21 protein-coding genes and 2 tRNA genes are annotated in these 18589 nt (G+C 65.0%); 7 read left to right on the top strand and 16 right to left on the bottom strand.

Annotated features, from left to right (window positions below; all coding sequences use genetic code 11):
• Window positions 1-250 precede the first annotated feature (250 nt).
• Window positions 251-1543 carry an HlyC/CorC family transporter gene (locus H5T65_10475; protein ID MBC7259661.1) on the top strand — a complete coding sequence of 431 codons (1293 nt, stop codon included), beginning with the start codon at window positions 251-253 and terminating at the stop codon, window positions 1541-1543.
• A 57-nt stretch (window positions 1544-1600) separates the two neighbouring features.
• Here H5T65_10475 and H5T65_10470 read toward each other — a convergent pair whose 3' ends face one another.
• Window positions 1601-1948: a hypothetical protein gene (locus tag H5T65_10470; GenBank protein MBC7259660.1), complete on the bottom strand. Its 348-nt coding sequence runs from the start codon at window positions 1946-1948 to the stop codon at window positions 1601-1603.
• 298 nt (window positions 1949-2246) lie between these two features.
• Here H5T65_10470 and ychF point away from each other — a divergent pair, with 298 nt between their 5' ends.
• Window positions 2247-3329 (top strand): redox-regulated ATPase YchF, encoded by a 1083-nt coding sequence (gene ychF / locus H5T65_10465; GenBank protein ID MBC7259659.1) that lies wholly within the window; start codon window positions 2247-2249, stop codon window positions 3327-3329.
• A gap of 21 nt (window positions 3330-3350) precedes the next feature.
• Here ychF and H5T65_10460 read toward each other — a convergent pair whose 3' ends face one another.
• Complete coding sequence (locus tag H5T65_10460) at window positions 3351-6632, bottom strand: response regulator (protein MBC7259658.1); 3282 nt, start codon at window positions 6630-6632, stop codon at window positions 3351-3353.
• 76 nt (window positions 6633-6708) lie between these two features.
• On the bottom strand, window positions 6709-7428 hold the full coding sequence (locus H5T65_10455; protein ID MBC7259657.1) for a hypothetical protein: 720 nt from the start codon (window positions 7426-7428) through the stop codon (window positions 6709-6711).
• Between the two features lie 344 nt (window positions 7429-7772).
• On the opposite strand from H5T65_10455, the gene H5T65_10450 reads away from it, so the two are divergent.
• Window positions 7773-8192, top strand: a complete 420-nt coding sequence (locus H5T65_10450) for a hypothetical protein (GenBank protein MBC7259656.1) — start codon at window positions 7773-7775, stop codon at window positions 8190-8192.
• A 10-nt stretch (window positions 8193-8202) separates the two neighbouring features.
• On the opposite strand, the gene H5T65_10445 is transcribed toward H5T65_10450, so the two are convergent.
• Complete coding sequence (locus tag H5T65_10445; protein MBC7259655.1) at window positions 8203-9057, bottom strand: 8-oxoguanine DNA glycosylase; 855 nt, start codon at window positions 9055-9057, stop codon at window positions 8203-8205.
• A gap of 264 nt (window positions 9058-9321) precedes the next feature.
• On the opposite strand from H5T65_10445, the gene tadA reads away from it, so the two are divergent.
• Window positions 9322-9792, top strand: coding sequence for a tRNA adenosine(34) deaminase TadA (gene tadA / locus H5T65_10440; protein ID MBC7259654.1), 471 nt, complete (start codon window positions 9322-9324; stop codon window positions 9790-9792).
• A gap of 10 nt (window positions 9793-9802) precedes the next feature.
• A tRNA-Ser gene (locus tag H5T65_10435) sits at window positions 9803-9889 on the top strand.
• 197 nt (window positions 9890-10086) lie between these two features.
• Here H5T65_10435 and H5T65_10430 read toward each other — a convergent pair.
• The 3 genes from H5T65_10430 to ruvB all read right to left on the bottom strand — a co-directional run bounded on the left by H5T65_10430 (window position 10087) and on the right by ruvB (window position 12826).
• On the bottom strand, window positions 10087-10980 hold the full coding sequence (locus H5T65_10430) for an SPFH/Band 7/PHB domain protein (GenBank protein MBC7259653.1): 894 nt from the start codon (window positions 10978-10980) through the stop codon (window positions 10087-10089).
• Between the two features lie 74 nt (window positions 10981-11054).
• The gene (locus tag H5T65_10425; protein MBC7259652.1) at window positions 11055-11591 is read right to left on the bottom strand and encodes an epoxyqueuosine reductase QueH; all 537 of its coding nucleotides are present in this window, start codon (window positions 11589-11591) and stop codon (window positions 11055-11057) included.
• 209 nt (window positions 11592-11800) lie between these two features.
• Complete coding sequence (gene ruvB / locus H5T65_10420) at window positions 11801-12826, bottom strand: Holliday junction branch migration DNA helicase RuvB (GenBank protein ID MBC7259651.1); 1026 nt, start codon at window positions 12824-12826, stop codon at window positions 11801-11803.
• 237 nt (window positions 12827-13063) lie between these two features.
• Here ruvB and H5T65_10415 point away from each other — a divergent pair, with 237 nt between their 5' ends.
• Together H5T65_10415 and H5T65_10410 are read left to right on the top strand one after the other, a co-directional pair.
• The gene (locus H5T65_10415; protein MBC7259650.1) at window positions 13064-13432 is read left to right on the top strand and encodes a TraR/DksA C4-type zinc finger protein; all 369 of its coding nucleotides are present in this window, start codon (window positions 13064-13066) and stop codon (window positions 13430-13432) included.
• A gap of 74 nt (window positions 13433-13506) precedes the next feature.
• Window positions 13507-14154, top strand: coding sequence for a flavodoxin family protein (locus H5T65_10410; protein MBC7259649.1), 648 nt, complete (start codon window positions 13507-13509; stop codon window positions 14152-14154).
• A gap of 333 nt (window positions 14155-14487) precedes the next feature.
• On the opposite strand, the gene rplL is transcribed toward H5T65_10410, so the two are convergent.
• The 9 genes from rplL to tuf all read right to left on the bottom strand — a co-directional run.
• Window positions 14488-14880 carry a 50S ribosomal protein L7/L12 gene (gene rplL / locus H5T65_10405; GenBank protein MBC7259648.1) on the bottom strand — a complete coding sequence of 131 codons (393 nt, stop codon included), beginning with the start codon at window positions 14878-14880 and terminating at the stop codon, window positions 14488-14490.
• 42 nt (window positions 14881-14922) lie between these two features.
• Entirely contained in the window at window positions 14923-15456 is a 534-nt protein-coding gene (rplJ, locus tag H5T65_10400) for a 50S ribosomal protein L10 (protein MBC7259647.1), read from the bottom strand.
• A gap of 243 nt (window positions 15457-15699) precedes the next feature.
• Window positions 15700-16413: a 50S ribosomal protein L1 gene (locus H5T65_10395; GenBank protein ID MBC7259646.1), complete on the bottom strand. Its 714-nt coding sequence runs from the start codon at window positions 16411-16413 to the stop codon at window positions 15700-15702.
• Between the two features lie 76 nt (window positions 16414-16489).
• A complete protein-coding gene (gene rplK / locus H5T65_10390) occupies window positions 16490-16915 on the bottom strand; it encodes a 50S ribosomal protein L11 (protein MBC7259645.1) in 426 nt (141 codons plus the stop codon).
• 50 nt (window positions 16916-16965) lie between these two features.
• The gene (gene nusG / locus H5T65_10385; protein ID MBC7259644.1) at window positions 16966-17700 is read right to left on the bottom strand and encodes a transcription termination/antitermination factor NusG; all 735 of its coding nucleotides are present in this window, start codon (window positions 17698-17700) and stop codon (window positions 16966-16968) included.
• Window positions 17701-17794: 94 nt separating this feature from the next.
• Complete coding sequence (gene secE / locus H5T65_10380; GenBank protein MBC7259643.1) at window positions 17795-18004, bottom strand: preprotein translocase subunit SecE; 210 nt, start codon at window positions 18002-18004, stop codon at window positions 17795-17797.
• 105 nt (window positions 18005-18109) lie between these two features.
• Window positions 18110-18183, bottom strand: a tRNA-Trp gene (locus H5T65_10375).
• Between the two features lie 38 nt (window positions 18184-18221).
• Window positions 18222-18389: a 50S ribosomal protein L33 gene (rpmG, locus tag H5T65_10370; GenBank protein ID MBC7259642.1), complete on the bottom strand. Its 168-nt coding sequence runs from the start codon at window positions 18387-18389 to the stop codon at window positions 18222-18224.
• Window positions 18390-18433: 44 nt separating this feature from the next.
• A partial coding sequence (gene tuf, locus H5T65_10365; GenBank protein ID MBC7259641.1) for an elongation factor Tu occupies window positions 18434-18589 on the bottom strand: 156 nt, incomplete at its 5' end.

Raw genomic sequence — 18589 nt, 5'->3', positions numbered from 1 at the left:
CCAGCCGGTTTCCATGCCTACCCACCGCCTCCACCGGTGATGGAAAGCCGCCCTACACGCTTGACCTCACCCATCCCCACCCCAGCCCTCCCCTTTCCTCTCCGCGCGCGGAGAGGAAAGGGGAGGGTGCGGGAGGGGTTAGGTGGGGTAGACATGCAGACCGCGCGGCAAAATGGCGGCCCCCGCCCTTTGCATGTATACTTGAGGCCGTTGAGGAAAATGTTCAGAGAGAAACGGAGTAAGGTAAGATATGGAAGCAACCGTTCCTGTGGGCAGTTCCAACATCGGGCTGCAGATCGGCATCCTGCTGGTGAGCGTGATCTGCGTCGCCTTCTTTTCCAGTTCCGAGGCGGCGCTGATCTCCGTCAGCAAGATTCGCCTGCGCAGCCTGGCCGACAAGGGAGACCGACGCGCTCAGGCGGCCCTGCGGGTGGTGGCCAACCACGACCGCCTCTTCGCCACGATTCTCCTGACCGAGAACGCCTTCATCATCCTGGCGTCGTCGGTCGGCACGGCCTTGGCGCTGCGCCTGCTGGGCGAGGGCGGCCAGTACGTCGCCACGCTCATCATGACCATCGTTCTCGTAACCTTCGGCGAGATCACGCCCAAGACCTTCGCCGCCGCCAATGCCGAACGCATGGCGCTCATAGAGGGCCGCCTGATAGAGGTTGCCATCAAGATCATGACGGTGCCCGTGTGGCTGCTGACCCGCGTTACCAACTTTTTCGTGCGCACGTTGAGCGGGCGACATCGTCCCCGGCCGCCCATCGTTACCACCGACGAGTTGCGCATGCTGATTGACATCGGGGGCAGGGAAGGCGCGGTGCGCGAGGCTGAGCGGGCCATGCTCCAGAACGTCTTTGAACTGCGCGACCGCCGCGTGCACGAGGTGATGATTCCCCGCAATCAAATCGTGGCGCTGGAGCAGGAGCAGACCCTGCGCGAGTTCCTGGACCAGTTCGCCGCTTCCAGGCATGCCCGCTTTCCTGTGTACAAGGGCGACCTAGACAACATCGTCGGATTCATTTCGGTCAAGGACGTTCTCCTGTGGCTGGCCCGCTCCCCCGAGGTCTTGGACCGGCCCGTGAAGGAGATCATGCGCACCCCGCCGTTGGTGGTGCCCGAGACCAAACTGGTGAGCGAACTCTTCGCCGAGATGCGGAACAAGCAGGTGCAGATGGCCATCATCCTGGACGAGTACGGCGGGACGGCGGGGCTGGTAACCCTGGAAGAACTGGTGGAGGAGATTGTGGGGCAACTCAGCGACGAGGTAGCGACGGTGCGCCCCGCCGTCCGACGGGTGGACGCGCATACCGTGCGGGTGGATGCCCAACTGCGCGTGGACGAGGTGAACGAGGCGCTGGGCCTGTCGCTCCCCGAGAGCGACCTCTACGAAACCCTCGCAGGGATGCTGATGGCGCGGATGCAGAAAGTGCCCGACGAGGGGGAGACCTACGAGTACAAGGGCATCCGACTGCGCGTTACCCGTCGGCGCGGCGCTCGGCTGGAGGAGATTGAGATCACCCTGCCCAATGCGCGGTAAGCAAAAAGGGAGCGGAACGCAGGTCCCGCTCCCTTTCTCCGTGGCGATGTCCTCGCGCTAGGCGGCCTTGTCATCCACGCGCGTCTGCTGCGCCTCTTCCAGGAACTTGTGAACCTCAGCCTGGGTACGTTTGAACCGCCGGACGAGGGTAGCATCCGTGGCGTTCATAGCCCGGATGGCGCGTTGCGCGCAAACCACACACCCCAGGCCCGCGCGGTAACTCCCCGCCTCGCAGCCCACGCACCCCGCCGCCCGGATGACCATCAGCGTCAGCGCCAGGCTATCCTCGTGCGTCGGGGGGAGCGCCGCAACGCGATCCACCAGAGCCTGCCACTGGGGTCCCGCAACATCGCGCAACTGGCTCAGCAGCCGATGCGGGAAAAACAGCTCTGTCGTCCGATTCATCTATCTGCACCTCTGTACGAGTTTTTCACAACCAACCGGCGCTTCTTTCGCCGGCTCGGCAAATAAAAGGCGCAAGGATCGCCCTCACGCCCTCCTCACTCCCCTGTGTTGGGCCGATGCAATTCGCATGGCCGGCCCGAAAGCCTTCCAACCGCGCCCGTATAATACCACAGGTTGGCGAAAAAGTCAACTATAATTATTTGGAATCCCGCCGCGGGCGTGCTAAAATGGTGCCGGCGGCGCTTGCGCCGCTTATCTCTTGCCTGCAAATCGCAGGATTGTGAGGAGTTCGCTTCCCATGCAGATCGGCATCATCGGCCTGCCCAATAGTTCCAAGACGACCATCTTTGACGCCCTCACGCACGAGAACGTGGAGACGACGCCCGTCTCGTCGGGGCAGTTTGAAATTCACTCCGCCGTGGTGGATGTGCCCGACCCGCGCGTGGACCGCCTGGCGGCGATGTTCCGCCCGCGCAAGGTTACGCGCGCCCGCGTGCAGTACAACGACATCGCCGGGCTGACCCCCGGCGCGGGCAAGTCCGGCGGGTTCGCCGGCCCCCTGCTCAACGCCATCGCGGCCAACGACGCCCTCCTCCACGTGGTGCGCGCCTTTGAGGACGCCTCGGTGCCGCACGCGCGGGGCAAGGTGGACCCCGTCCGCGACCTGCACGACCTGGATGTGGAACTCATCCTGTCGGACCTGGGCATCGTGGAGCGCCGCATAGAGCGCCTGGAGAAGGACATCCGACGCAGCGGCCCCATCGGCGACGCCGCCCGCGCCGAAATGGCGCTAATGCAGCGGTTCAAGGCCGCCCTGGAGAACGAGATTCCCCTGCGCGACCTGGAACTCACGCCGGATGAAGAGCGGCTGGTGCGCGGGTTCGCCCTCCTGACGCTGAAGCCCGTGCTGGTGGTGCTGAACGTGGGCGACGAAGGCCCGGCCGATCCCTCTGCCATTCTCACCTACCCGCACCGCCGCTCGGCGGTCATCGCCCTGCGCGGCGCGCTGGAGAAGGAAATCACCCAGTTGGACGCCGAGGCCGCTGAACTCTTCCTGACCGAGTACGGTATCTCGGAGCCGAGTTTGCGGCGCATGATCCGCCTGTCCTACGACCTCCTCGGCCTGCACTCCTTCTTCACCGTGGGCGAGGACGAGGTGCGGGCGTGGACCATCCGCAAGGGCGACACGGCTTTGCAGGCCGCGGCCGCCATCCACACGGACCTGGCGCGCGGGTTCATTCGCGCGGAGGTGGTGGCCTACGACGACCTTATCGCAGCCGGCTCCCTGGCCGAGGCCAGGCAGCGGGGGGTTGTCCGCCTGCAGGGGCGGGACTACGTGGTGCAGGATGGCGACATCCTGAACATCCGCTTCAACGTCTAGGGGGCGCGTCCGAGGTTTCGCCTAGATTTCGCCCAGAAGGTCGGCCAACTCCTGCATGCGGAAAGGCTTCTGCAAGACCCCGAGCAGCCCATGCTTGAGCAGCCGCTCTACTTCTTCGCTATCGCTGTAGCCCGTGGTGAGGATGACGGGCAACGACGGGGTGATTTTCCGCAGCCGCTCAAACAGTTCCAGCCCGCCGATCCGCGGCATGGTCATATCGGCCACGACCGCGGCGATTTCGCCCGCGTGGGCCTCGTAGATGCGGAGCGCCTCGGCCCCGTTGCGGGCCAATATGGCGCGGTAGCCCAGCCGCGCCAGCATCCGCTCCATCAATTCGCGCACCATCTCCTCATCCTCGGCCACCAGGACCGCCTGGCCCTTTCCCCGGCGAGCCACGCTTGGGGCTACGACGGGCCGCTGGGGCTGCTCGTGCTGCGGCGGGAAGTAGATGTGCACCTGCGTGCCCACGCCCTCCTGGCTTTCCAGGAAGATGTAGCCGTCGTGTTGCTTGACGATGCCGTAGGCTTGCGCCAGGCCCAGACCCGTCCCCTCGCCCACGCCTTTCGTCGTGAAGAACGGCTCAAAGGCGTGGGACAGCACATCCGGGGACATCCCGCGGCCGGTGTCTTCTACCCGCAGGTACACGTAAGGCCCCGGCCGCATCACCGGGTAGCGGGCCAGCAAGGCCGAATCCGTAACGATGCGGCGCAGGGAGAGGGTCAGTATGCCGCCGTTGGGCATGGCGTCGCGCGCATTGGAAACCAGGTTCATGAGCAGTTGCTGAATCTGGGTGCTGTCGGCGAAGATGGTGTAATCGTCGGGCGGGAAGTCCGTGCGGATGGCGATAGTCTCGGGAATCGTGCGGCGCAAGAGCCTGGCGAGGTCGCGGAGGAATGTGTCCAGCCGCAGCGGGGCTTTCTGCAGGATGGACCGCCGGCCAAAGTCCAGAATCTGGCGCACCAGGTGGGCGGCCCGCTGCCCCTGCTGCACGATCTGCTCCAGGTCGGCGCGTAGTTCCGGCGAGATGTTCGGCGCGCCCAGGTTGAGTTGCGCCAACCCGATGAGGGTGGTGAGGATGTTGTTGAAGTCGTGGGCGATGCCCCCTGCCAGTTGGCCCAGCGCGGCCAGCCGCGCCTGCTGTTCCATTCGCACGCGGGCCTGGTGCTGCTCGGTGAAATCGTGGATCGTCAGCACCGTGCCCGGGGTGCCCGTCGGCGTGGTGTAGGACACAGCCGACAACTGCACCACCAGGCGGGGCTGCGCCTCCCCGACGATGCACTCCGACGGCCCTGCCTCGGCAGTGCGGGCGCGCAGTTCGTCCATCGCGAACCCGCACAACTCCTGGAGCACATCGCCCTCGCGCAGGTCCGTGATGCCGAGGAGCGGCAACAGCCTGCGCGCCGAAGGGTTCGCGGCCACAAGGCGGTCTTGGTGATCCAGCAGCACCACGCCCTCCTGCATGGCCTCCAATGCTTCTTCCATGCGGGTCCGCTCGGCTTGGGCCAGGGCGCGAAGGCGCTGCAAGGCGTTGGTCAGCAGGCCCGCTGCCGCCCTCAACTGGCGGCGCTGATCGTCGCCCAGGGCGTTTTCTGCCTCGCAGGCGATGGTCAACCCGCCTAGCCGCTGGTCGGCTGCACCCGCGGGTTCCACGATCAGCGAACCGAGCGCGCTCAGCGGAGGCTCGTCAGGGTGCTCTATGTTCCAGGCGACCCTATGCCGAAAATCCGCCGCGTGCATGCCCTCAACGAAGGCGCCGCCCAAATGCGTGCACGTCTGGTCCATGAGAGCCTGGGACAGCGGCTCGGGAAGGGGTCTGCTGGCGTGCAGCACCACGGGATACAGCCCACCGCCCGGCTGGGTTACCGCCACAGCCGCCACCTCCACGCCGCGGATGCCCATCAGGTACTCGGCGATGGCCGCGAACAGGTCGTCTGGGCGCAGGCTGTAGCCCAGGCGCTGGGACAGTTCGTACAGGGCCTGGATCTCCGCGGTGCGGTCCTGCACCCGCACCTCTAGCGACGCGTTCAGTTCTTGCAGCGCGCGCCAGTGCAGATGGGATTCCACGCCCGCCGCCAGCACCGGCCCCAACTGGTCCAGAAGGTCAAGGTGAGTTTCGCGGAAGGCGTTGGGCTCGTCCGCCAGCAGGACCAACCCCACGCGCAACTCGTCGCGCAGGATGAGGGGATAGGCGAGGATGCTGCGGACGCCCTGCCCCGCCATCGCCGCGTCTTCGGCGTAGGCATTGGCAAGAGTGTCGTTCTGGACAACCGGCGCATGAAGCACGAAGGCCAGCCCCAGCACGCTGTCGGGCGGAATGCGCTCCATCTTCGGGCCGTACACCGTAGCCGCAGCCTTCAGGCGTGCCGCCGTAGGCTCGGCTTCTTCAGGGGCGTGGGCAATGTGGCCCATCGGCCAGGCGCCGAGGATGCCGGTGGAGAACGGGATGTACGGCTGCAATGCGGCCAGCGCCCCCTGTAGCCGCTCGCCGGGGAGAAGTTCGGCGATCTTGCGGCTGATGTCGGAGGTGGCCATTTGTCGGCGACTCGTGAGCACGGCGTCGGTAATGTCCAGGATGACGCCCTGGATTACCGGCCGTGTGAACTCCGGGCTTTCCAGGACGATCCCCAGGTTCCGCACCCATCGCTCCGAACCGTCCGCCGCCACCAGCCTGTGCTCCAGGACAAAAGGCGCGCCCGTTCGCAGCGCCGTGCGGATTTTGCGGATGAGGCCCTGCCTGTCCTCGCGCGGGGCGAGGTCAAAGGGGTTCTTGCCGATGAGTTCGTCAGCGCCGAAGCCGAGCAACTGCCTGACATACGGGCTGATGTAGCGCAGGCGAAGTTCCGGGCCGGCGATGTAGATGACGGCGGGCACGGTGTCCAGCAGTTGCTGGTAACGCCGCTCCAGGGCGGCGGCCTGCACGCGCGCCTTGCTGCGTTCCAGCGCGGCGCGGACGGCCACCGGCAGCCTGTGGAATTGCGTGGGGGTCTTCACGACGTAGTCGTCCAGCCCCTGCTTCATCGCGTCCACGGCCATCTCTTCGGTGCCGGTGTCGGTGAACATGACCACGGGGACATCCGGCCAGCGTTCGCGCGCCCGCGCCAGAATCTGTAGGCCCGTCGCCCAGGCCAGTTGGCTGTCGGTAACGACCAGGTCCGCGCGCTCCCCGTCCAGCGCAGCGCGAAACGAAGCCTCGTCGCCCACTTCCACCGGCTGCAGGTCTGCGAATTCCCGCGCCAATTCCCGGATGGCCGCACGGCGGTCCTCAGGGTCCTCATCTACCAGCAACACCCGCAAAGGAGGCATGGAACCTTACCCTATCCCCCTGAACTATTATACCACACGGCAGCCTGGGTGGCGAAACCGATCTCGCATGGGCAGGCTAGGGCGCGTGGATGACCACGTCGGCCCAGGACTGTTCCGTGCCGTCGTTGTACATGTAGAGGCCCACGCGCCCCTTGCGGACAGGCGCGCCTTCCAGGACGCTGGCCTCCAGGGCGTTCACATAGCCGACAAGCCGCGAGCCTTGCGCCTCTACCCGCACCCGCGCCACGATGGCCTGGGTCCCGTCGCCGCGCGGCAAGACCAGCGGGCGCGGGTCAATCGGGTCGCTCCAGCGTTCGGGCGATTGCAAGGGCGCGTCTTTCCCGCCACTCCGCACCTGCCAGTAGCACTGCGGGTCGTCCGCCTGGGAGATGACGAACACGTAGGCGTCGTTGGGGTTCAGCGCCCGGACGACGATGCCCACGCGCGACGGCCTGGTGTAGTAGCGGAGGTTGGCCTCTACCACCACATCAGCCCACTCGCCCACGCACAGCGAGAACGCCTCCGGCTCGCGGGGGTCCGAAGGCCAGTAGGTGCAGTAGCGCGGGCCGGTAACCCACCGCCCGGAATCGTCGCTCCATGAGGTCGTCTGGCGGGCGCACGCTTCATCCGGCGGGGACGAGGAACTGAAGAACGGCCCGAACATCTCCACGCGCGTGGTCGGTTGGGGCGGTGCAGTCGCGGGACCGGGCGAGGGTGCGACCGGTGGCGTAGCCCTGCTGCAACCGTAGAGCGCCACCGCGCACCCAAACACTAGCAACCCGTTGCGGAATCGCACGGAGTTTCCTCCTGCCTATCAGGATGCGGTGGCGGGCGGTTCAAGGATATTATATCCCAAACCCTCAAATGTGCAAAGTTTTCCTTGCATCTATGCGCTGCTTCCGCCCCTTTCGCTCGCATGCACGGGGCCTGCCTTCACCTGTCCCCACTCCGGCCCTCCCGGGATAAGTATGCACCAAGCCTGCTCGGATGGCTATCCGGGTTGTTAAGGTGCCGGTGTGAATATACAGGGGTGTGGGAGGGGTTAGGTTAGGGGGGTTACTCGGCCTGCTTGCCCCTTGTACAAAATTCAAATCTTGTGCTATACTATGCGTGCCCGACAAACCCACGCGGGGTGGTTCCGTGATCACGAAACTGCTCGTCGTTGTGCTGCTGGGTGCAGCCCCTTGGGGCGGCATCTGGTTTCCGTCAACAACGGGCTTGGCAATGGGGCTGGGCCTGCCGGTCGCCGTCGGCCTGTCCACGGCGGGGCAATTCGGGGGCGTGCTGGCGATTCTTCAGGCGTGCCGCAAAGCGGAGAGCCGCCCCGAGTTGGTGCGCTATCTTGCCCGCGTGCGCACCGAGCGCGTCCACTACTTCCTGAATCGCTACGGGATACTGGGCATTCCCCTAGCCGTCGTGGTGCTGGGCGCCTACGCCGTAACGGCCGGGCTGGCCGTGCTGGGCATGAGCCATCGGCGGATTCTCATCTCGGTCTCCGCTTCGCTGGTGCTCCTGGCGGTTGCCATGTGCGTGCTGATCGCCCTGGCCCCGAGGGGTTAGCGGCCTTCCCTCACGCCTGGCGCGAAGCCCCGCACGCCGCACGCGCCCCGTTCCGCATCCGCTCGTAGTGGAACAGGTACTGTTGCGCGTAGCCCGCATAGGGCCCCAGCCACTCCCTGGCGAAGGCGGCCATCGCGCGGTACGAACGAAGCCCCGGCTTCCGCTGCGACAGGATGCGCCGCATCCACACGTCCACCGGCACCGCCTGGAGCCAGCCCAGGCCGAACAGGCAGATGCAGTCGGCCACCTTCGGCCCGACCCCTGGCAGGGCCTGCAGGCGCGCGTGCGCGGCCTCGTAGTCCAGCCTTGCCAGCGCGTCCAGGTCAAACTGCCCCGAATCCACCATGCGCGCGGCCTGGAGGACGTAGGCCGCCCTGTAGCCTAGGCCCAGCGCACGCAACTCGCCTTCGGATGACGCCGCCAGGGTGTGCGGCCGCGGCAGCGCGTACAGGTCATCGTCCACGCGCTTGCCGAAACGCGCCGCGACTGCGCCCAGCATCCGGCCTATGCGGGGGATGTTTGCATTCGTCGCGCACACAAACGACAGCACCGCCTCCCACAACTCGTGGCGAACCAGGCGCATGCCGCGATACGCATCCACGGCCTCTCGCAGCATGGGATCGTCGGGGAATGTCGCGTAGATGGCGTCCAGCGGGTCATCCAGGCGGAAGTAGGCGGCCACAGCCTCTGGCGGGAGCGAGGTCTCGCAGACAAGCGCCTTGCCCCGTTGCCATACGCGCACCGCTGCGCTGGCGATGATGCCCCGCCACGCGCCATCGGGTTCGGCGCGCCACAGGAACGACTGCCCGCAGCGCAGGGTCTCGCCCAGATTGATGCCGCCAGAAGGTTGCAGGATGTAGGTCATTCTACTGCTCGTAGGATTGTATCCACGAATCTACACGAATCCACACGAATAGTTCGTAGGGCGGCTTCCCATAGCCGCCAGAGCAGGGGGCAGGTATGGAAACCTGCCCTACGGTCTGCTACACGAATCACTCGAATGGTTCGTAGGGCGGCTTCCCATAGCCGCCAGAGCAGGGGGCAGGTATGGAAACCTGCCCTACGCTCCACGCTGTGACAGCGAGTTCGGCGCGCAAATGATTTGCCCGCCAAGCCGTTTGCTCGTATAATGATAATAGTGAGCGACGACGAACGGTACATGCGCGAGGCCCTGCAAGAGGCGCTGCGCGCCTTTGACAAGGGCGAAGTGCCGGTGGGCGCGGTGGCCGTGCGCGACGGGATCATCATCGCGCGGGGGCACAACCTGCGCGAGACCCGCCGCGACCCAACCGCGCACGCCGAGATGATCGCGCTGCAACAGGCCAGCCGCGTGCTGGGCGGCTGGCGGCTCGTCGGCGTTACGCTCTACTGCACGCTGGAGCCGTGCGCCATGTGCGCCGCCGCGATGGTGCACGCGCGGCTGCCCAGGCTGGTTTACGGAGCGGCCGACCCCAAGGCGGGAGCGGCGGGCTCGGTGCTCAACCTGACGGCGTCGCCGTTGCTGAACCATCGGGTGGAGGTAACCGGCGGCGTGCTGGCCGAGGAAGCCGGCGCGATTCTGGCCCGCTTCTTCGCCCGGCTTCGCGCGACAACCGAATAGTTGGCAACGCGGAGGGATAGCATAGTCCGGCCGAATGCGCGCGTCTCGAAAACGCGTGGGCAGAAATGCCCCGTGGGTTCAAATCCCACTCCCTCCGCCTGTTTTTTGGGGCAGACGCGTAGGCCTGTGCGGGCAAACACATAGGTTTGCCGCTACGGCATGGGCCGGCAAACACGTGGGTCTGCGCGGATGGCAAACGCGTAGGCCTGTGCGGGCAAACACATAGGTTTGCCGCTACGGCATGGGCCGGCAAACACGTGGGTCTGCGCGGGCGGCAGACACGTGGGTCTGCCGCTACTTCGCCGCCTTCTCGGCGTGGGCCACGAAGGGCTCCAGCAGCCGCGTGAACTCCATGGGTAGCACGAACTTGGTCGCGGGACTCGCCCCCAAACTGCGCAGCGCGTCCAGGTACTGCAGGCTCATCGTCTTGCTGTCCACGGTCTTGGCCACGCTGAAGACTTTGTCCAGCGCCAGGGAGAACCCCTCGGCGCGGAGGATGGCCGCCTGCCGCTCGCCCTCGGCCTGAAGGATGGCCGACTGCTTGGCGCCCTCGGCGCGGAGGATGGCGGCCTGCTTCTCGCCCTCGGCCACCTTGACGGCGGACTCGCGCTTGCCGTCGGCCTCGGTTACCATGGCGCGGCGCTCCCGCTCGGCGGCCATCTGGCGGTTCATGGCCGTCTGCACCTCGCGCGGCGGCTCAATCTCCCGAATCTCCACCGTGGTAACCTTCACGCCCCACCGCTCGGTTACCTCATCCAGTTTCACGCGCAGAACATGATTGATCTCCTCGCGCCGCGCCAGCACGTCGTCCAGCAGGATGTCGCCGATGACCGCGCGCAGCGTCGTGGTGGCGATGCCCGCCGAAGCGCCGGCGAAGTCCCTCACCTGCAACACGCTCAACGTCGGGTTGATGACCTTCCAGTAGATGAGAAAGTCAATGGAAATGGGCGCGTTGTCCTTGGTGATGCACGTCTGGTGGGGAATCTGCAGGTACGACTCGCGCAGGTCCACCTTGGTGGGCTGGTCTACGATGGGAATCAGTAGGACGAATCCAGGCCCTTTTTCGCCGATGCAGCGGCCCAGGCGGAACACCACCAGCCGCTCGTAGTCGCGCACGATCCGGATGGCCGACGCGAACAGGACGATGAGGAAAAGCAGGACCAAAGCCGCAAACACGAACGTCTCCATTCTGCACCTCTTGAACGATTGTGGTGTGAGGACCACGCCGGACGGCTCTACCACGGCCGACGCGGCGCCTGCCCTCAACGGGTTGGTTTGACCGCACGCGCGCGGGCCGCCTCCCACTCGCTGTAGAGGCAGCCGCAGTAATGTTGCTTGTACAGGCCGTACTGATTGGCCAGGCGGCCGCGTTCCGACCAGCCGCGCCGAAAGTCCTCATAATAGAACGGCACGCCCAGGGCCGCGCCCACCTCCTCGCCGATCTGCCGAATCGCCTCCTGGTCCTGATGGATGCTGATGAGCAGCGTCGTCGTGAAGGCGTCAAACCCGCCCTCGCGGGCTGCCCGCGCCGTTTGCTCCAGCCTCAGCCGATAGCAGATGCGGCACCGTTCGCCGAAGACTTCGTGCCCCGCCACCTGCCGGAAGAACAGCGGCATGTCGTAGGCCTCGTGCCAGATGACGGGGAGTTCCACCCGCGCCGCGTAGTCGCGCAGGGTCTCTCGCCGCATCTCGTGCTCGGCGAACGGGTGGATGTTCGGATTGTACCAGTAGCCCGTAACCGCGAAGCCCAGGTCGCGCAGGCGCTGGATGGTGTACGTGCCGCACGGCCCGCAGCACATGTGGAGCAGGATGCGCTTGCCCTCGCCTGGGCGCGCGGGCGCGGGGCGCTCTTCGCGGGCGGGCAAATCCACCACGCGGGCGAGGCGGATGGTGAACGGGTCGCGGCTTACCTCCACCGCCTTGCCCTCTTGCAGCAACTTCAGGGCCTTCTTCTCGGACGTGAAGGAGACCTGCTTCCCCTCGGCGTCCAGGACGATGACCTTGTCCATCAGAACAACCCCGGCTGTTGCGTTACGTCGGCGGGATACGGGATGCCCAGATGCTCGTAGGCGCGCCGGGTGGCCACCCGCCCCCGCGATGTGCGCTCCAGAAAGCCGAGTTGCAGCAGGTACGGCTCGTACACGTCCATGATGGTGTCGGGCTCCTCGCTGATGGACGCGGCGATGGTGTCTAGCCCCACGGGGCCGCCGCCGAATTTCTCTATGACCGTGCGGATCACGCGGCGGTCCACCTCGTCCAGCCCGAGTTCGTCCACGTCCAGCAGGCACAGCGCCTCGCGGGCCACCTCCAGCGTGATCTCGCCCTGGGCGCGCACGTCGGCGAAATCGCGCACACGCCGCAGCAGGCGGTTGGCGACGCGGGGCGTCCCGCGCGAACGGCGGGCGATCTCCCGCGCCCCATCGGGGCTGAGGCGCACGCCCAGGATCGCGGCGGAACGGGTAACGATCTTCTCCATCGCCTCCAGGTCGTAGAAGTCCAGCCGATACACCACGCCGAAGCGCCCGCGCAGGGGGGATGTCATGAGCGCCAGGCGCGTGGTGGCCCCCACGACGGTGAACCGCGGGAGTTTCAGGCGGACGCTGCGGGCCGAGGGGCCTTTGCCGATGATGATGTCCAACGCGAAGTCCTCCATGGCCGGGTACAGGACCTCCTCCACGGCCTTGCCCAGGCGGTGAATCTCGTCAATGAACAGCACGTCGCCCTTGCTCATGTTCGTGAGGATGGAGGCCAGGTCGCCCGGTCGCTCTATGGCGGGGCCCGACGTGATCTTCAGATTCGTGCCCATCTCGTTGGCGATGATGTGCGCCAGGGTGGTCTTGCCCAGGCCCGGGGGGCCGTAGAATAGCACATGGTCCAGCGGCTCGCCGCGCCCCTTGGCCGCTTCCAGGAAAATCCGCAGATTCTCCTTCAGCCGCTCCTGGCCGATGTAGTCGGACAGCCGCTTGGGGCGCAGGTCGGCGTCCACCGTGCGGTCCTGTGCCTGCGGCTTGCCCGACGTGATGCGTTCACGCATGCCGTTGCTCCTCGTTGACAGGTGGCTCCATTATAGCAGAAGGTTGCGCGCGGGTGAAATGGCCGCTTACGAGAGAAAATGCGAGCAACAGCGAGTTTCACCAAGAAAAATCGCGATTTGGGAAGGCCAACCCCGACCTAATTTCGCGAATGGCGTTTGTACCCTCTCTACCCCATTGACCCAGCGCCCGAAAGATGCTATAAGTAGGCACACCTCGCGGCGGAAAGGAGTATGGATATGAGCCACGTAAAGGTAAATGTGCAAGAGATTCGCGACCGGCTTCAGCGCGAGCGCGAGGAGACCCTGACCAATATTGCGCGCCTCCGCGAGGGGATGACCTATGACCTGGAGACATCCCCCGAAGAGGGCGATCCCGATATTTGGGAGCGCGAGAAGATCGCGTCTCTGATCCGTAGCCTGGAGAACAAGTTGTCGGAGATAGACCGCGCATTGCGGATGACGGAGCGGGGCGACTACGGCCTGTGCGAACGGTGCGGGCAGCCCATTGACCCCGCCCGCCTGAAGGTCATGCCCACCGCCACCCTGTGCCTGAAGTGCAAGCAGGAACTGGAGCGGTTGGCTGCATCGCGCGCGTCCACCGAGTAGGGCATGGCGCGGCGCTCGCCCCAGAAACGAGGCTCCTTGCCTCGTTTCTTCGTTATGGCGAACAGGAGGTCCTCATGCGCATCGTTGGGATTGTGGGAAGCCCCCGGCGGCGGATGAACACCGACACGCTGGTGCGCGAGGCGCTGGCCGGCGCGGCGGCGCTGGGGGCCAGCACCGAAATCCTCCACCTGAACCTGCTGGACATCCGCCCCTGCCAGGCCTGCCCCAAGCACCCCGCGCCCAATCACTGCTTTTTCTTTGACGACATGCAGCGCATCTACGAGGCGCTGGAGAACGCCGACGGCATCATCCTCGGCTCGCCCATCTACTACGGCACGGTGAGCGCGCAGGTGAAGCGCATGATAGACCGGGCCAACTGCCTGACATGGATTGAGCATGACGCCGACGGCAACGCGGTCTTCACGCCGCGCCTGGAGAAGGTGAAGAAAGGCGGCATCATCCTGGTCAGCGACACCACCGAAGACCCCGCGGCGGCCCTGCTCCCCATCCGCCTGTTTTTCCACGACGCCCGCATAGAGTCGGTGGGCGAGTTGTTCATCCCGCACGCCGATGCGGGGAAGGGCGCGCGCAACGATGCGGTGTGGCTGGAGCGGGCGCGGGGCCTGGGCGAGGCCGTCGTCCGGGCCGTCGGGCAGGCCGGTTCTGCCGCGCCGCGCTCGGCCCCCGGTCGGCACGGAGATGGTGGGCACAAAACCCCTTGACTTTGCCACGAACGTGTGCTAGAATATGCACACAAGGCTATCCTACGCGTGGTATGCGGGAGATTCGGGGCTTGCACATGCGGCGATTCTGCCGCATAGCAAGGTTCCCTGAGTATATTACGGAGATTTTTCCGCATAACAAATTGCAGCATAATACATAGTTCAGCCGACCGCCTTCGGGCTCGGCTGAACGGCGCGGCGGCTGAGGTCGGTGCCGTTGGGCGGCTTTGCTCTTCGCGACCTGCTGCGACACGTTCACAAGAGGTGAACAGGCGCGACGCACTTCGGAAAGCGCGTCGCACCTGCTCCGAACTGTGTGCTTGGAACGCCGAACTACTTCAGTTCTACGACGGCCTGCTGCTCTTCCAGTTTGGCCTTGGCCGCCTCGGCCTCTTCCTTCGGGACGCCGGTCTTGACGGTGGCCGGAGCGCCGTCCACCAACTCCTTGGCTTCCTTCAGGCCCAGGTTGGTCAGTTCGCGCACGACCTTGATGACCTGAATCTTGTTGGGGCCGACTTCCTTGAGGATGACGTCAAACTCGGTCTTCTCCTCCTGGGCGGGCGCGGCAGCCTGAGCGCCACCGGCCGCGGCAGCGCCGGGCATGGCCGCGAACGCGACGGGCGCAGCCGCGCTGACCCCGAACTTCTCCTCCAGGGCCTTCACCAGGTCGGCCAGTTCCATGACCGTCATCTTCTCAATCGCTTCTAGGATCTCTTCCTTCGTCATTCTATTTCCTCCCTTTTGGTTTCTCAGGTTGTGATGTGCCGACTACGCGGCAGGGTTCGCCAGTTGTTCCTGGCGGGCTTTGAGGGCATAGACCAGCCCCCGCATCGGGCCACTGAGCACGTTGACCAGGCCGTAGAGCGGCGCCTGCAGCCGCGAGACCACCTGCGCCAGCAACTCTTCGCGCGACGGCAGTTTGGAAAGCGTAATCACGTCCTCGGCGGACAGCACGCGGTCGCCGAACAGGCCTCCCTTGACCTCAATGGCTTTGGTTTCCTCGGCGAAGGCGATGAGCGCCTTGGCACCGGCTGCGATGTCGCCCGACAGGTAGGCCACCGCCGTCGGCCCGACGAGCAGGTCGTCCAGCGCTGGCATCTTCTGATCGGCGAGGGCCAGGCGGAACAGGGTGTTCTTTGTGATTTGGAACCGTGCGCCTGTCGTGCGGAGCCGCGCCCGCAGATCGTTCAACTGCCCCATCGTCAGCCCGTGGTACTGCGTGATGACCACCGCCTGCGAGGAACCCAGCATCTCCTTGTACTGCGCTACACGGGTTTCCTTTGTCTCCTTGGTTATGGCCAAATCGTATCACCTCCTTGCAAGATAAACTATGAACGCCAGCCTATCACCACAAACAAAAAGCCTCTGCGCCGAGCGACGCAAAGGCTTCACAAGCCATCCATGGAGCGCCTGGCGGGGGCCAAAGCCTGCCACCTTCGGGGCGCTGCATGGAGCACCTGCATCCTTTGCCTCGGCAGGGCTTACGCACCGGAGTGCGCCTGCTGTCATCGGCACAGGAACGTATTCGGTTGGAAAGTGTCGCCGCTAGACCAGGCGCAGGTTCATCGCCTGGAACACGTCCACCCGCACCGACGGCCCCATGGTCGGCGCCAGGGCGATCTTCTTGATGTACGCGCCCTTCACGCTGGTGGGCCTGGCGCGCACGATGGCTTCCATGACCGCGGCGAAGTTCTCCAGCAGTTGCTGGGACGTGAAACTGGCCTTGCCGATGGGAATGTGCAGGTTGCCCGTCCTGTCCAGCCGGTATTCCACGCGCCCTCTGCGAATCTCCTCAATGGTGCGCGGCAGGTCTTCGGGCTGCACGATCGTGCCCGTCTTGGGGCTGGGCATCAGGCCGCGCGTGCCTAGCAGGCGGCCCAACCGCCCGATCTTGCCCATGATCTGGGGCACGGCCAGTACCACGTCAAAGTCAAACCAGCCTTCCTGAATCTTGGCGATGAACTCGTCGCTGCCGACGTAGTCGGCGCCGGCTTCCCGCGCGATCCGCTCCGCCTCGCCCTCGGCGAAGACCAGGATTCGCTTGGGCTTGCCCGTGCCCGCCGGCAGGGGCACCACCCCGCGAATCTGCTGGTCGGCCTGGCGCGGATCCAGATTCATGCGCATGTGCAACTCTATGGTGGGGTCAAACTCGGTATACGCCAACTGTTTCACCAGTGTTATCGCCTCTTCGGGCGAGTACAACTTGCTCCTGTCCACCAGTTTGGCGACTTCTCGGTACTTCTTTCCTCTCTTTGGCATCTTTCCTCCCTTTGTGGTTCAATTGGGCCTCATCGGGTGAGGCCCTCCCACTGGCCCACGCGAACGGGGGCCGGGGTCAGTCCTTGATGGTAATGCCCATGCTTCGGGCAGTGCCCTCAATCATGCGCTCGGCGCCTTCTATGTCCAGCGCGTTGAGGTCTTTCATCTTGGTCTCGGCGATTTCGCGCAACTGCTTGCGCGTGATGGAGCCAACGGGCTTGCGGTTAGGCTCGCCTGAGCCTTTCTGCACTCCTGCGGCGCGCCGCAGCAGATCGGGCACCGGCGGCGTCTTGGTAACGAATGTGAACGAGCGGTCCTGGTAGACCGTGATCTCCACCGGTATGATCATCCCGGCCTGGTTGGCCGTGCGCGCATTGTATTCCTTGCAGAACTGCATGATGTTGAGGCCGTGCTGGCCCAACGCGGGGCCCACGGGCGGCGCCGGGTTGGCCTTGCCAGCCTCAATTTGCAGTTTCACGACCGCGACAACTTTCTTTGCCATGTATCCTCCTCAACCTGTAGCGCAGGCCCTGGCCCGCCCTACGGCATACATCACAACCGGACAACCTGGGTCAGGTCCACCTCCACGGGCGTCTCGCGCCCGAAGAAGGAGACCAGCACGGTAACCTTGCCCTTTCCCATGCTGATGCTATCCACCGTGCCCATGAACTCGGCGAAGGGGCCGCTGATGATCTGCACCTTCTCGCCCCGATGAAAACTCACCTTGATGGTAGGCTCTTCGGCCTCCATGCGCTTGATAATCTTGTCAATCTCTTCCTGGCGCAGTGGGATGGGCTTGGTTCCCGAACTGACGAAGCCGGTTACGCCGGGCGTGTTGCGCACGACGTACCACGCCTGCTCGGTGGGCGTCAACGTGTCCTTGGGGACGCGCATCTGCACCAGGACGTAGCCGGGGAAGATGCGGCGCTCTACCATGCGGCGCTGGCCGTCGCGGATCTCTATCTCCTCTTCCGTCGGGACCACGACCTGGAGAATCCACTCGCGCATGCCCATGGACTCAATGCGCTGCTCCAGGTTCTTCTTGACCTTGTTCTCGTACCCGGAGTACGTGTGGATGACGAACCACGCCTTCTGGTAGGGGCTTTCGGCATCTTCGGCCTCGGCAGCGTCCTCGCCAGCCGCCTCAATGGCGACCTCGGCGGACGCTTCCTCGGGCGCGGCGTCAACCGTCGGCGCCTCCTCGGGCGCGGCGTCGGCCGTCGGCGCCTCCTCGGACGCGGCGTCGGCCGTCGGCGCCTCCTCGGGCGCGGCGCTTGTATCCGCCATCTGTTCTATTGGGTTCTCGGGCAATACGGCTTTTTCTTCTTCCATCAGTCCCCAGACAACCTTGCTATGCCCAGGCGAGCATGCACCGTTGAGACTATCTTACCAGCAGCGCGAACAACTTGGAGAGCAGGTAGTCCACCACCCCCAGGAACAGCGCAAACCCGATGGTCGTCGCCAGGACGATACCGGTCAGGCGCAGCGCCTCCTCGCGCGTGGGCCAGGTAACCTTCGCCAGTTCGGCCCGCGTCTCGCGCAGGTAGCGGACGATTCGGTTCTCTTTCTTCGGTGCTGATGTCTTCGCCACTCTTCACCCTCGGCAAGCACTCTATAATTCGGACGATAACATTTCAAGACACCGCGCACGTTCGGACTGCAGGCCTCGTGCGACGGTGTCTTCGTCTCTCAGAGGCAGGCCAGGCAGGACTTGAACCCGCAACCCTCGCTTTTGGAGAGCGATGCTCTGCCAAGTTGAGCTACTGGCCTGTGCACGGGCAGGCCCTTTCGGGCCTCCGGTCGTGCTCCTACTTCGTCTCCCGGTGCAGCGTGTGCTTTCGGCAGCGGCTGCAGTACTTTTTCAACTCCAGCCTGCCCGGGTCGTTGCGTCGGTTCTTCTGCGTCGTATAGTTGCGCTCCTTGCACTCGGTGCAAGCCAGCGTGATGACTGCTCGGACTTCCTTCTTCTTTGCCATCTCTATCTATGCGGAAGCGACTGCTTCCTACCCCCTTCTCGGTCTTATTCCAAAATCTCGGTGATGACGCCTGCGCCGACCGTCCGCCCGCCTTCGCGGATCGCAAACCGCGACCCCACTTCCAGCGCCACCGGCACGATCAACTTCACCTTCAAGTTCACGTTGTCCCCAGGCATCACCATCTCCATCCCCTCGGGCAA

The sequence above is a fragment of the Chloroflexota bacterium genome, assembly GCA_014360805.1.
Lineage (GTDB): Bacteria > Chloroflexota > Anaerolineae > DTLA01 > DTLA01 > DTLA01.
The sequence above is the reverse complement of the archived record's forward strand: the minus strand, read 5'-3'. Positions and strand labels throughout refer to the sequence as shown.

Coding starts and splice junctions, on each gene's coding strand:
- H5T65_10445 (MBC7259655.1), bottom strand. CDS start 9,057: ATGACCTACATCCTGCAACCTTCTGGCGGCATCAATCTGGGCGAGACC.
- ychF (MBC7259659.1), top strand. CDS start 2,247: ATGCAGATCGGCATCATCGGCCTGCCCAATAGTTCCAAGACGACCATC.
- H5T65_10410 (MBC7259649.1), top strand. CDS start 13,507: ATGCGCATCGTTGGGATTGTGGGAAGCCCCCGGCGGCGGATGAACACC.
- H5T65_10430 (MBC7259653.1), bottom strand. CDS start 10,980: ATGGAGACGTTCGTGTTTGCGGCTTTGGTCCTGCTTTTCCTCATCGTC.
- rpmG (MBC7259642.1), bottom strand. CDS start 18,389: ATGGCAAAGAAGAAGGAAGTCCGAGCAGTCATCACGCTGGCTTGCACC.
- H5T65_10395 (MBC7259646.1), bottom strand. CDS start 16,413: ATGCCAAAGAGAGGAAAGAAGTACCGAGAAGTCGCCAAACTGGTGGAC.
- H5T65_10470 (MBC7259660.1), bottom strand. CDS start 1,948: ATGAATCGGACGACAGAGCTGTTTTTCCCGCATCGGCTGCTGAGCCAG.
- H5T65_10425 (MBC7259652.1), bottom strand. CDS start 11,591: ATGTGCTGCGGGCCGTGCGGCACGTACACCATCCAGCGCCTGCGCGAC.
- rplL (MBC7259648.1), bottom strand. CDS start 14,880: ATGACGAAGGAAGAGATCCTAGAAGCGATTGAGAAGATGACGGTCATG.
- ruvB (MBC7259651.1), bottom strand. CDS start 12,826: ATGCGTGAACGCATCACGTCGGGCAAGCCGCAGGCACAGGACCGCACG.
- H5T65_10460 (MBC7259658.1), bottom strand. CDS start 6,632: ATGCCTCCTTTGCGGGTGTTGCTGGTAGATGAGGACCCTGAGGACCGC.
- nusG (MBC7259644.1), bottom strand. CDS start 17,700: ATGGCGGATACAAGCGCCGCGCCCGAGGAGGCGCCGACGGCCGACGCC.
- H5T65_10415 (MBC7259650.1), top strand. CDS start 13,064: ATGAGCCACGTAAAGGTAAATGTGCAAGAGATTCGCGACCGGCTTCAG.
- rplK (MBC7259645.1), bottom strand. CDS start 16,915: ATGGCAAAGAAAGTTGTCGCGGTCGTGAAACTGCAAATTGAGGCTGGC.
- tadA (MBC7259654.1), top strand. CDS start 9,322: ATGATAATAGTGAGCGACGACGAACGGTACATGCGCGAGGCCCTGCAA.
- H5T65_10475 (MBC7259661.1), top strand. CDS start 251: ATGGAAGCAACCGTTCCTGTGGGCAGTTCCAACATCGGGCTGCAGATC.